Annotated in this window: 11 protein-coding genes; 6 read left to right on the top strand and 5 right to left on the bottom strand. The window is 62.6% G+C overall.

Annotation, left to right across the window (positions count from 1 at the left end; all coding sequences use genetic code 11):
• Positions 1–16 precede the first annotated feature (16 nt).
• Both ACYP2Q_RS04930 and ACYP2Q_RS04925 read left to right on the top strand, forming a co-directional pair.
• Complete coding sequence (locus ACYP2Q_RS04930) at positions 17–775, top strand: helix-turn-helix transcriptional regulator (protein ID WP_459729498.1); 759 nt, start codon at positions 17–19, stop codon at positions 773–775.
• A gap of 76 nt (positions 776–851) precedes the next feature.
• Complete coding sequence (locus tag ACYP2Q_RS04925; protein WP_459729497.1) at positions 852–1,745, top strand: DMT family transporter; 894 nt, start codon at positions 852–854, stop codon at positions 1,743–1,745.
• Here the strand turns inward: ACYP2Q_RS04925 and ACYP2Q_RS04920 are convergent.
• From ACYP2Q_RS04920 to recQ, 4 genes are all read right to left on the bottom strand, one after another.
• Complete coding sequence (locus ACYP2Q_RS04920; RefSeq protein ID WP_459729496.1) at positions 1,739–2,026, bottom strand: Rdx family protein; 288 nt, start codon at positions 2,024–2,026, stop codon at positions 1,739–1,741. The two genes, ACYP2Q_RS04925 and ACYP2Q_RS04920, sit on opposite strands and share 7 nt — an antisense overlap.
• A 50-nt stretch (positions 2,027–2,076) precedes the next feature.
• Complete coding sequence (locus tag ACYP2Q_RS04915) at positions 2,077–3,246, bottom strand: FimV/HubP-related protein (RefSeq protein ID WP_459729495.1); 1,170 nt, start codon at positions 3,244–3,246, stop codon at positions 2,077–2,079.
• 130 nt (positions 3,247–3,376) lie between these two features.
• Positions 3,377–3,811 carry a MarR family transcriptional regulator gene (locus ACYP2Q_RS04910; RefSeq protein ID WP_459729494.1) on the bottom strand — a complete coding sequence of 145 codons (435 nt, stop codon included), beginning with the start codon at positions 3,809–3,811 and terminating at the stop codon, positions 3,377–3,379.
• Between the two features lie 120 nt (positions 3,812–3,931).
• Positions 3,932–6,058: a DNA helicase RecQ gene (recQ, locus tag ACYP2Q_RS04905; protein ID WP_459729493.1), complete on the bottom strand. Its 2,127-nt coding sequence runs from the start codon at positions 6,056–6,058 to the stop codon at positions 3,932–3,934.
• A 324-nt stretch (positions 6,059–6,382) separates the two neighbouring features.
• Here recQ and ACYP2Q_RS04900 point away from each other — a divergent pair, with 324 nt between their 5' ends.
• From ACYP2Q_RS04900 to lapD, 4 genes are all read left to right on the top strand, one after another.
• The gene (locus ACYP2Q_RS04900; RefSeq protein ID WP_274074808.1) at positions 6,383–6,970 is read left to right on the top strand and encodes a YecA family protein; all 588 of its coding nucleotides are present in this window, start codon (positions 6,383–6,385) and stop codon (positions 6,968–6,970) included.
• Between the two features lie 10 nt (positions 6,971–6,980).
• A complete protein-coding gene (locus ACYP2Q_RS04895; RefSeq protein WP_459729492.1) occupies positions 6,981–7,376 on the top strand; it encodes a YbaN family protein in 396 nt (131 codons plus the stop codon).
• A gap of 75 nt (positions 7,377–7,451) precedes the next feature.
• Positions 7,452–8,159 carry a cysteine protease LapG gene (gene lapG / locus ACYP2Q_RS04890; protein WP_459729491.1) on the top strand — a complete coding sequence of 236 codons (708 nt, stop codon included), beginning with the start codon at positions 7,452–7,454 and terminating at the stop codon, positions 8,157–8,159.
• A gap of 22 nt (positions 8,160–8,181) precedes the next feature.
• Positions 8,182–10,122 (top strand): cyclic di-GMP receptor LapD, encoded by a 1,941-nt coding sequence (gene lapD / locus ACYP2Q_RS04885; protein WP_459729489.1) that lies wholly within the window; start codon positions 8,182–8,184, stop codon positions 10,120–10,122.
• Between the two features lie 74 nt (positions 10,123–10,196).
• Here the strand turns inward: lapD and ACYP2Q_RS04880 are convergent.
• The coding region (locus ACYP2Q_RS04880; RefSeq protein ID WP_459729488.1) for a type I secretion C-terminal target domain-containing protein at positions 10,197–12,736 on the bottom strand (2,540 nt) is incomplete at its 5' end.

Below are 12,736 nucleotides of genomic sequence, written 5' to 3'. Positions count from 1 at the left end.
CGTAACGAGAGCCACGATGAGACCGATCCTCACCCTGCGCCAGTACACCAAAGACCTGATCGTCCACAGCCATGAGCATGCGCAACTGGTGTTCGGGCTGTCGGGTGCGCTGGATTTCGAAGTCGACGGGCAAGGCAGCCAGGTGGTCCAACAAAGCTTCGTGGTGATTCCCTGCGGTTTTCATCATGCCTGCGGCAGCCCCAACGGCAGCCGTTGCCTGGTCCTGGACGTGCCCGGCGATCAATGGCTTGGCCAGTCCCTGGGCGGTCATGCCGATGCCAGTCGACGCCTGCTCGATAGCGCCGGGCGCTTGTCGCTGGACGCGGGTCAGAGCCAGTTGGTCGAGTGGCTGGCCAACAGTCAGGTCGATGACCCGGTCATTGCGCAACAGGGCGCGGTGCTGTTGCTGGCCAGTCTCAACAACGCCAGGCCCGACTCGCTCGGCGGCCGGCGCCTGCCCTACGCCGCACTGAACGCGCACATCGACCAATACGCCGCCTACCCGCTGCAAGTCGCGGATCTGGCGCGCGTGGCCGGTCTTTCCAGCGCCCGTTTGCATGCCCGGTTCGTGGCCGAATGCGGGCAGACGCCGATGGACTACATCCGCAGCCGACGCCTGCACAAGGCCGTGGGGTTGCTGCGCAATTCGGCGCTGCCCATTGGCGAGATTGCCTGCCGGGTCGGCTACAGCTCCCAAAGTGCCTTTGCCGCCGCGGTGCTGCGCGAGTTCGGCGCATCGCCGGGTAAGCTGCGACGCGAGGCTGGCGACAAATAACGCGAGTCTGGCGACAGACGCGGCGGTAGCAGGCACGGTTAAATGACCGGGCTCATTACCTTTATCAAGGATTGCCATGACTCCCCGTACCGCCCTGGGCGCCCTGCATATCGGCGCATTGATGTTCGGCCTGACCGGCGTGTTCGGCAAACTCGCCGCCGCCTCTCCTGCGATCATCGTCTTCGGCCGGGCGGCGTTCGCGGTGCTGGCGCTGGCGTTCTTTGCACGCTTTGCCAGCCAGAGCCGTTGGCAAAAACTCGAAGCGGTGGATGTGCGCCGACTGTTGCTCAGCGGTTTGCTGCTGGCCGGGCACTGGGTGAGTTTCTTCATATCGGTGAAGGTCGCTGGCGTGGCCATCGCGACCCTGGGCTTTGCCAGTTTCCCGGCCTTTACCGTGATTCTTGAAGGGCTGATTTTCCGTGAGCGGATCCGCGCCAATGAAATCCTCCTGGTGGCGCTGGTGAGTGTCGGGCTGGTGCTGGTCACGCCTGAGTTCGATCTGGGCAGTGGCGCCACCACCGGCCTGCTCTGGTCGATCGCCTCGGGCCTGCTGTTTTCCCTGCTGTCGCTGACCAACCGCGCCAGCTCCGCGCGCATCCCGCCAGTGCAGGCGGCGTTATGCCAGAACGTGGTGGTCGGATTGTGCCTGCTGCCGGCGGCGGCCCCGCACCTGAGCGACGTGCGCGCCATCGACTGGCTGTGGATCGGCCTGCTCGGCGTGTTCTGCACCGGCGTCGCCCACAGCCTGTTTGTCGCCAGCCTGGCGGTGATCAAGGCACGGACCGCCGCCGTGGTCTTTGCCCTGGAGCCGGTCTATGGGATCACCATCGCCTGGCTGTTGTTCGATGAAAACCCGACCCTGCGCATGCTGCTGGGCGGCGCATTGATCATCGTCGCGATTGTGGTGTCCAGCAGGCTTTCCAGCGGTACGAGCAAGAAAACCGTTGCCGCCGAGGCGGTGTCTCACTGAGTACGGTCGTTGTGCCCCAGGTCACGGTCCGGATCAATCTGATCGCGGACCCGCTGCTTGAGCACCTTGGCCTCGGGGAAACCGCCATCAGCCTTGCGTTCCCAGAGCTGCACCTGATCACAGTAAATGTGAAAGACGCCGCCCGTGCCGGGTACCAGGGACACCTTGCCCAGGTCATCGCCAAAGGTGCTGAGCAGCTCCTGGGCGAGCCAGGCCGCACGCAACAGCCACTGGCATTGGGTGCAATAGGTGATGACGATTTCCGGTTTGCTGACGGTCATGATCGGAGAAACTCCTGAGGCAGAGGGCGCCACCATGATAACGGTGTTTATTACCTGCTACCCGGTTCGACGGGTTCGATGACCCATTCAATCTCAGGCTCGGGCAGCGCTGGCGCTTTCGGCGGCTGGTGGGTGGCAGGAAGATGGTCCATCGGGCCCAGATCCCAGTTCGCATCCATCGACAAGTCGTCCAGATTCAACTGGAACTCATCGGCGGGTAATGGCGGCGTGGGAGTCACCAGGGGCAAAAGCGCTGATGATGCAAACGCAACCGGCGCAACCGGCTCTATCGGCAAATGGCGGGCGTGGACTTCCTGAAGGGGCTGCCCATCGGGCTGCAGGTCTGGTTGCGATGGCTCCAGCGATACCTGGTCCTGCTGCCGTTGACGACGAATCCACACCAGCAGCAACGCCAACGCCACCAGCGCCAGCAACCCACCGATCAATAACCAGTTCGGCCCAGGCTCCACGACTGGCGCTGGTGCCATGTCAACCGGCGCAACCGGCTCAGTCGATGCCGGCTTGACCTCGGTCAAGCGGCTTTGCAGCTCGGCCATCTGTTGTTTCTCAGCGGCGATTTGCTCGTCCTGGGCCTGAAGTTTCGCGTTGAGTGCATCGACGGTCGCCTGCAGCTGCTGGTTGTGCAGGACGCTGGCGGCCAGTTGTTCGGCCAGAGGATCGCCGTCAGACTTTGCTGCCAATTCCGTGCGTGCAGGTAATGGGGCGACCGCCGGCTCGACACTCGGGAATGCAGAAGAGGGACGGTTCACCGGTGGCTCATCAACGACCGGTGCACTGTCTTCGGCACCCGGAGGATCGATGAGTACGGTGTACTCGCGCAACAAGCGGCCATTGGGCTGGTCGAGTTGCACCAGGAAATCCAGGTAGGGTTCCTTGACCGGTTTGGTCGAGCTGACCCGGATCAGGCTGCGATTGCCCCGCAGGATGGGCGTGAACGTCAGGTCGTTGAGAAAGGCCACGCGCTCGACCCCGGCACGGCTGAACTCGTCCGCCGTCGCCAGGCTGACCGCCAGCTCGTCCTGCTCAAGTCCGGCAACATCCACCAGGGCGATGTCGGCGCGCAGCGGCTGATTCAATGCCGAGTGCAGGGTGATTTCACCCAGGCCCAACGCCGGCACCCAGGCCGAGTAAGTGACAGCGATACTGGCCAGCAACAGCCTGGCGCCAAACCGTACAACCAATAGCCGACTCTGGAGCATGAACATCCCTTAGGTAAACCAAAAACCAATCTGCACGTGTTAGCACCCCCGGTACGAACACGATATTGCCGACTAGTTCTTATAGTCCGCCCAATGCCCTGGCTCAGAAGCCTGGGCGGGAGGTTGTGTCTCAGGATTTTTCGAGGTTGGCCAGGATGTGCCCGTGAACCCGCATGCAGACCTTTACATCCGCCTCATCGACCCCTTCGAAGAGTTCATGGCGCAGCTGGGTGGCAATGGTTTCAATTTGTTCGATCAGGGGCAGCGCCGGCGCACACAGGACGATTTTTTTCGCCCGACGGTCTTCCACCACCGCCTGACGTTGCACCAGGCTCTGGCTTTCCAGACTGTCGAGCAGCCGAGCCAGGGTCGGCCCCTCGACACCGACGCTTTGCGCCAGCTCACGCTGGGTCGGGGCTTGCTCGAAGCGCGCAAGGTGCAGCAGCACCAGCCAGCGGGCCTGGGACAAGCCGAGTCCGGCAAGGCGACGGTCGAGTTCGGCACGCCAGCCACGGGACATCTGGGCCAGCTGCATGCCAAAACGGTGTTGATCGGTCAACGGCATAAAACACTCATGATCAGGCTGAAATAAGAGAAATACTAATAATTAGTCAGCTAAGCATGAGCCTTGGCTGGAGGCAAGGCTTGTTCTGTACTGAATCGTTACATCAGTGAGACCGGTCACTCAAAGTTCAAATTCGGACTGCAAAGCGGCCCGAATACAGTACAGGACCCCTTCCGGCACCCTCCCTGCGAACAGCTCGGAAATTTCCGACACGGGCGGCAGTTCGCCCTCGCCGTCGAGGAACGCATCCTGGACTTCGCCCATCAAGTCCTCTGGCAGATCCAGCGCCTGCTCCAGCGACAGCTGCTGCTTGCCGATTGCCTCGGCGAGCAGGGTGTAGACGTTCTTTTCCGAGCATTGCAACTGACCGGCGATCTGCAACGGCGTCATGCCGGCACGCGCCAGGGTAATCAGCTCGTGGCGCAGGTCCGCGACAACTTTCGGCGCTTCGACCTGGCCGCCGAGGACTTCGAGGAACGCCTCGCCATAACGCTCCAGCTTGCGTGCACCGACACCGCTGACCCGGGCCATCTGCGCCAGCGAGGTCGGTTGGCTGCGCAGCATTTCCAGCAAGGTCGAGTCGGGGAAAATGACGTACGGCGGTACGCCATGTTCTTCGGCCAGCTTGCGCCGCAGGGCACGCAGGGCTTCCCACTGTTCGCGCTCTTCGCCCCGCACCAGCTGGCTCGCCTGGCTCTTGCTGCTCTTGGCGGTGGTTTGCGCCTTAAGGTCGCGACGCAGTTCCAGGGTCACTTCGCCCTTGAGCAACGGCCGGCAGGTGTCGCTCAGGCGCAGGCCGCCGTAGCCTTCCAGATCGATATCGGCCAGACCGCGCGCCACCAACTGGCGGAACAGCGAACGCCACTCGCCTTCGGCCATCGCCTTGCCAACCCCGTACACCGAAAGGTGCTGATGCCCGAAGTTGCGCACCTTTTCGTTGTCCTTGCCCAGCAGGACATCCACCAGGTGCCCGACACCATAGCGCTGGCCTGTGCGGTAGATCGCCGACAGTGCCTGGCGGGCGGGCTCGGTGGCGTCCCAGGTCTGCACGCCGTCGACACAGTTGTCGCAGTGACCGCAGGGCTCGGGCATGTCTTCGTCAAAATAGGCCAGCAGGGTCTGGCGGCGGCAGCGGGTTTCCTCGCACAGGGAAAGCATGGCATCGAGCTTGTGTTGCTCCAGACGCTTGTGGCGTTCGTCGCCTTCGGAATTCTGCAGCATCTGCTTGAGCATCACCACGTCCTGCAGACCATAGGCCATCCAGGCATCGGCGGGCAGACCGTCACGCCCGCCGCGACCGGTTTCCTGGTAATAGGCCTCAAGTGACTTCGGCAAGTCGAGGTGAGCGACAAAACGCACGTTCGGCTTGTCGATGCCCATGCCGAAGGCCACGGTGGCGACCATGATCAGGCCTTCCTCGTTGAGGAAGCGTTTCTGATTGTGGGCCCGCAGATCATTGGGCAGGCCGGCGTGATACGGCAGCGCCGGGAAGCCTTGCTCGCTGAGGAAGGTTGCCACTTCCTCGACTTTCTTGCGCGACAGGCAATAGACGATACCGGCATCGCTGCGACGCTCGGCGAGGAACGCCAGCAACTGTTTGCGCGGCTGTTCCTTGGGCACGATGCGATAAAAAATGTTCGGCCGGTCGAAACTCGACAGGAAGCGCTCGGCATTCTGCAGGTGCAGGCGGGTAACGATCTCTTCGCGGGTACGCTTGTCGGCGGTGGCGGTCAGGGCGATGCGCGGTACGTCGGGGAACAGTTCCGCCAACTGGCCCAATTGCAGGTATTCCGGGCGGAAATCATGCCCCCATTGGGACACGCAATGGGCTTCGTCGATGGCGAACAGGGAGATGTTCAGCCCTTGCAGGAAGCTCAGCATGCGCGGCTGCACCAGACGCTCCGGCGCGAGGTAGAGCATTTTCACTTCGCCGCGGCGGATCCTTGCCGCCAGGTCACGCTGTTGCTCGGCACTGAGCGTGGAGTTCAATGCCGCGGCGGCCACACCCAGTTCTTCCAGGGTCGCGACCTGATCGTCCATCAACGCGATCAGCGGCGATACCACCACCGCCAGGCCATCGCGCAGCAGCGCCGGCACCTGGAAGCACAGGGATTTACCACCACCGGTAGGCATCAGGACCAGGGCATCGCCGCCACTGGCCACGCGCTCAATGATCGCACCCTGGCGGCCACGGAAACTGTCGTAGCCGAAGATGTCCTTGAGGACGCGCTGAGCCTGTTCGAGCATAAAAACTCCAAAAATCACCGAAACATCCCTGCAAGGCTGGTGCAGAACCCGCAACCCTGCACTGACAAATCGTAAGTGCGCATTGCATGTCGCTTCACATTCCAGCCGTGATACCAGCAGGGCATCACAAAACGCGCGAGTATACCCGAGCCCTCCCTCGCGCAGGGCACCGCTGATAAGAGCGAATGGAGATGAACCCCTGCAGGAGCTGCCGAAGGCTGCTCCTGCAGGGGAGGTGAAGTGGCAAATATGCCGCGCGGCTGGCCCAAGCGCTCAAGAAGGCCTAGAATTCCCGCATCGAATATTCCCCAAGGTAGCCCTTTAATGTCCTTCGCTGAGCAACTAACCCGCCTGCAAGTCTTCCTCGACGCCGATGAACTGCATGACGAGGCGCTGGACTACGTGGCCGCCCACGGCTACCTCACTGCGCTGTCGATCTGTTCCGAAGACGTTCCCGACCGTGAATGGATCGACGCCCTTTTCGCCGAAGAGCCGCACTACAGCGGCGAAGCTCAGCGCGAAGAAATCGAAGCCACGCTGATCGGCCTCAAGGCTCACATCGCCCGCCAGCTGGCCTCCGATGAAGAGTTCGAACTGCCGTGCGACCTCGACCTGGGCGACGATCCGGACGATTCCGAATTGCGCGGCTGGTGCATCGGTTTCATGGAAGGCGTGTTCCTGCGCGAAGAAGCCTGGTTCGAAACCGCCGAAGACGAAGTCAGCGAAATGCTCCTGCCGATCATGGTCGGTTCGGGCCTGTTCGACGAGCAACCGGAGTTCTCCGACATCGCCGCCGACGCCAACCTGATGGACGACATGATTGTGCAGATCCCGGAAGCCCTGACTGCGTTGTACCTGCTGTGCAACGCACCAGACGAAAAACCGGCGATCCTCAAGCCACGCCATCACTAAGGTCCTGCCTATGGACAACCCCATAGGCAACCGCTCCCTGATGTTGCGCTACGTGCTGCTGGCCATCGGCTGGCTGAGCGTGGCGCTGGGAGTGATCGGGATTTTCCTGCCGGTGCTGCCCACCACGCCCTTCCTGTTGCTGGCGGCCGCCTGTTTCGCCCGCAGTTCGCCGCGTTTTTATCAGTGGCTGGTCAATCACCCGCAGCTCGGGCCGTGGATTCGTGACTACCTCGAGGGCAACGGCATTCCGCTCAAGGGCAAGGTCTATGCCATTGGCCTGATGTGGGCCAGCATCCTGTTCTCCTGCTACCTGGTGCCGATGCCTTGGGCACGGGGCTTCATGCTGACCAGTGCGGTGCTGGTGACCCTGTACATCCTCAAGCAGAAAACCCTTCGCAAGTCCTGAGATTCCCGCGCCTGCAGGTCGACGCTGACCCGACCACCACCTAGACTTCAGGTCTCTGCACTCGAGCAGCCAGTCATGCCGCGCAGTCCGGGTAGTCCAGGATGGCCAACACTCCGACTTCGGTTTGGCGGATGGCTGCTGCTGGCCAGCTTTCCGCTGGCTGGGCTTGGCAGCGCCTGGCCCGCCTGGGATTTCGCGCAGATTTCGCAAACCGCGCAAAAACGCTATGCCAGCCAGGGGCCGACCCAGGGACGAATCCGGCCCTGGAATGAAATGCTGCAAGCCGAACGCAACCTGCCCGAGCAGGAGCAATTGATTGCGGTCAATCGTTTTTTCAACCAGCAACTGGATTTCCAGGACGACGCCCGCATCTGGCGTCAGACCGATTACTGGGCCACGCCCGTCGAGGCGCTGATCAAGGCCGCGGGCGATTGCGAAGACTATGCCCTGGCGAAATATTTCAGCCTTCGCCAGTTGGGCATTCCCAGCGACAAGCTGCGCATTACCTACGTCAAGGCCCTGACCCAGAACCAGGCGCACATGGTGCTGACCTATTACAGCAGCCCTGGCGCCGAACCGCTGGTGCTCGACAACCTGATCGGCGAAATCCGTCCCGCCTCGCAGCGCAAGGACCTGCTGCCGGTGTATGCCTTCAACGCCGAAGGCCTGTACCTGCCCGGCAAGCCTGGCAACACGCGCAGCGGCGACTCGAAAAAACTGTCGCGCTGGCAAGACGTCTTGAAAAAAATGCAAACCGAAGGATTCGCCGTCGGCGACGGTTAGCCGCCACGCCAAGGAGCGCTCGATGAAGCTGCGCAACCAGTTGTTCCTCGCCATCTGCCTGTTCTTGCTGGTGGCGTTCAGCGGCAGTTTTTATGCCAGCCTGGAAAGCTCTCGCGAGCAGACGCTGGGCCAGCTGCGCGCCCATGCCCAGGACGCCGCGACCGCCCTGGGCCTGACCTTGACCACCCAGGTCGACGACCCGGCCATGATGGAGTTGATGGTCAGCTCGATTTTCGACAGCGGCTACTTCAGCGACATCCGCGTCACCCACCTGGAGAATCGGCAGGTGTTGGTGCAGCGCAGCATCCCCGAGCAAATCGACGGCGTGCCCGGCTGGTTCGTCAACCTGGTGAATTTGCGCCCTGAAGGCGGCGATGCACTGATCACCCGTGGCTGGCAACAGGTGGCGCGGGTCGAAGTGTTGAGCAATCCACAATTCGCCCTGGCCAAACTCTGGGACAGCACACTGGGAAGCCTCGTCTGGCTGCTGCTCTGCGGACTGCTCAGCGCGGTGTTCGGCGGCTGGCTGCTGCGTCGTCAACTACGCCCGCTGGACACCATGGTCCGGCAGGCCGAAGCCATCAGCCAACGCGAGTTTCTCAGCCTGCCGACGCTGCCGCGCACACCGGAGTTGAAACGCGTGGTGCTGGCGATGAACCAGATGGTCGAGAAGCTAAAGACGTTGTTCGCCGAAGAGGCTGCGCGCAGTGAAAAACTGCTCAGCGAGTCCTATCGGGACGGCCTGACGGGGCTGGCCAACCGCCGATTGCTCGATGAACAACTGGCCGATCAATTACGGGTCGCCGAGCAAAATGGCGACGGTCACCTGCTGATGCTGCAGCTCAACGACCTTGCCGGGCTCAATCAACGCCTAGGCGGGCAACGCACCGACGCGTTGATTGGCGCCGTCGGCGAATTGCTCAAGCGCCTGACCCAGGTTGCGGAGCGTCGTACCTGGCTGGCAGCGCGCAATCGCGGCGGCGAATTCAGCCTGCTGGCACCGGACCTCGATACCGAGGAGGCGACGCGCCTGGCCGCCGAGCTCAGCGCCACCCTGGAGAACCTGCGCCTGACCGGTGCCAGTGATTGCATGCCCGTCGCCCATCTGGGCATTGTCGCGTTTCACCCCGGCGACCTGGCGAGCCACGTCCTGCATCAACTTGACCAGGCACTGAACGAAGCCCGGCAACAACCCGAGCGCCCCTGGGCCGTGTTGGGACGCAGCGACAGCGCGCCCAAGCAGGCCCAACACCACTGGCACACCTGGCTCGACGATGCCCTGAACGAAGGCAAGCTGCAGTTGTATTTTCAACCGGTGGTGAAATGCGCCGACACCGCTCAGGTGCTGCACCACAAAGTCCTTGCTCGCCTGCTCGACCCACAGGGCGAAGCGATTGCCGCCGGCCAGTTCCTGCCGTGGATCGAACGGTTTGGCTGGTCGGCGCGATTCGACCTGGCGATGCTCGACGCCACCCTCGAATACCTCGTCACCAACCGGCGGCCCCTGGCATTGAGCCTGTCCGGCAGCACCTTGCGCGATCAGGCGCCGCTGCGACTGATCCTCGACATGCTCGAATCCCTGCCGGAACTGGCGCCCTTTCTGACCCTGGAAATCGATGAGCGCCAACTGCCCCCACCAGACCAGTTGCAACGCTTGAGCCACAGCCTGCTCGCCACCGGTTTCCGTATCGGGCTGCAGCATTTTGGCGGCCACTTCAGCCAGATTGGCAACCTCACGCAGCTGGGGCTGGCGTACCTTAAAATCGACGGCGCCTACATTCGGGGCATCGATGCCGAGCGTGATAAACGGCTGTTCATCGAGGCGGTTTGCCGCACGACCCACAGCATCGACTTACCCTTGATAGCCGAGAAAGTGGAAACCCAGGGGGAGTTGGAAGCGATCCGTACATTGGGAGTGTTTGGCGTGATGGGGCGCTTGATCGGTGAGCCGAAGCCGATGTGACCTGCGGACGGTCGCGGGAAAAAAAACCGCCCTTCCTGTTGCAGGGAGAGCGGTTTTTTCATGACGGTTTCAGGTCACACGGTATCCACCTTCAATGAATGATCATTGAGCATGCCGTTGATGATGGTTGCCGCATCCGCTGAGCCAACGACCCCGCCCGCCCCCGGCATGACCCCATAGTGACTGGCCAGGTTGACACCGGCCAGGTCGATGGTCTGGTTCGGCGCGGCGCCGGCCATGGCGCTGACGTCGATGCTGGTCACCAGTGACGCGCCGCTGCCACTGACGGTGAAGTGCAGATAGTCATCCAGTGAGGCTGCGGTGTTGGTCTCTCCTTGCAGCAGTTGCGACAGGTCGAGCTTGTCGGCACCCGGGGTGAAATCGGTGATGAGGTCGTGGCCGCTGTTGCCGCTGAGCCACTGGAAGGTGTCGGCGCCACTGCCGCCGGTGAGGGTGTTGTTGCCCAGGCCACCGATCAGGAAGTCGTCGCCACCTTCTCCGTTTAGCACGTCGTTGCCCAGGCCGCCGGTGATGATGTTGCTGTCGTGGTCGCCGGTGAGTGAGTCATTGAAGTTGGAGCCGACCAGATTTTCGATGCCAGTCAGGGTGTCGCTGCCGGCACCGAGGGTGTTCTGTGCTCCGGTCTCGCCGAGATTGACCGTGACCCCGGCGGTGGCGTGGGCATAGCTCGCGGTGTCGATGCCCGTGCCGCCATCGAGCAGGTCGTCGCCCGGTCCGCTGTAGAGCAAATCGTTGCCGGCCCCACCGTGCAACTCGTTGTTGCCGGTGTCTGCGACCAGCACGTCGTTGCCATCACCGGCATTGATCAGGTGCTCGCCATTGCCGGCGACCAGTGTGTCATCGCCCGCCGTCCCGGTGAGGGTGTGGCCATCCTGGTAGCTGATGATCATGCTGTCGCTGCCGCCATGGTGGTCGCTGGCGCTGTAGGCGTGGTCTGGCGCGGTGTCCTTGGTCGCGGAGTAATCGACGGTCATCTTCAACTCGTAATTTTCAGCGCCGCTTGCGCCTCTGTCCGAGCCGTCGGGGATGTTGGTGAGGTGGATGTGATAAGTCGCATCCTCCTTCGCCGTAAGGGTCTGGCCGTCAGCGATGGGGGTGTAGGCGCCATCGTTGATCGAGTACTCCATGCCGACATGGCCGGCGGCGAGGTTGTGATCCAGGTTGAGGGTTTCCCCTTGCTTGAGATTGACGGTGATCAGGTCATCGCTGTTGTGACCGTTGACCGCACCCAGCGCTCCGCTGACCACCAGGAACGCGGTCATGGCCGCCGTATTCGCGACGAAGGCACTGCGGGCTATATCGGCATTGTTGCCGGACACACTGTAGTTCGGTCTGGTCCCGGTAAAGTCCACCCCTTTTGCGATCAGGTCCTGGTGATTCGGCTCCGAGGCGTTTTCGTGGACGCTTGTACCGCTGTCGCGGGCCGTCACCATGCAGCTGTTCTGCACGTCGATGGTGATGGTGGTGGTGCTTTCATCACCGTCGCCATCGCGCAGGGTATAGGTGAACACATCGCTCACGCCCGGGCCGCTGACCGAGTTCGGATAGCTGTGATACAGCGCGTTGCCCGCCGCATCCAGGGTCAGGTAGCCATGGGTGCCATTGATCTGGCTGTTCAGGCCGCCATACACCGGGGTAGAGGTGTCGTCGCCAGCGCGTACGCCGACCACGCCACCGCCCGCAAACTGGCCATCAGCCCCCACGTGGTCATTCCACAGCACATTACCGCCCATGTAGCCGCCCTCTCCCACCGAGGCTACGTCGGGAGTTGCGGTCGGTACGTCATCGACGATGTTGACCACGATGGTGCTGGTGGCAATGTTGCCCAGGCCGTCGATGGCCTGGTAGGTGAAGCTTTCGTGCAGGACGTTGGCGCCATCGTTGGCCGGTGGGGTGGAGCTGGCTGGCGAAGTGAGGGTGTAGGTGTAGCTGCCGTCAGGGTGCAGCAGCAATTGGCCGTAGGTGCCGATGGCATTGCTGACCAGGCTGTAGGTGATTGCACCGCTGCCACCGTGGACCGCGCCGACCAGGGTGCCGCTGGCGGTTTCGCCAGTGTCGCACGGCTGCTCCAGGGCTTTTTCGTAGACGGTCACGTCCTGGTCGCTGGCCGCCACCAGGCAGCTGTTGTGCACGTCGACGGTGATGGTGGTGGTGCTTTCATCACCGTCGCCATCGCGCAGGGTGTAGGTGAACACGTCGCTCGCGCCCGGGCCACTCACCCCGTTCGGGTAGCTGTGGTACACGGCGTTGCCCGCCGCATCCAGGGTCAGGAAGCCGTAGGTGCCGTTGATCTGGCTGTTCAGGCCGCCATACACCGGGGTCGAGGTGTCGTCGCCAGCGCGTACGCCGACCACGCCACCGCCCGCAAACTGGCCATCAGCCCCCACGTGGTCATTCCACAGCACATTACCGCCCATGTAGCCGCCCTCTCCCACGGAGGCTATATCGGGAGTTGCGGTCGGCACGTCATCGACGATGTTGATCACGATGGTGCTGGTGACCACGTTGCCCAGGCCATCGACGGCCTGGTAGGTGAAGCTTTCGTGCAGGGTGTTGGCGCCGTCATTGGCCTGCGGCGCGGTGCTGGCCGGTG

This window comes from Pseudomonas sp. MHK4 (genome assembly GCF_054600775.1).
This window is presented reverse-complemented; position numbering and strand designations above follow the sequence as displayed.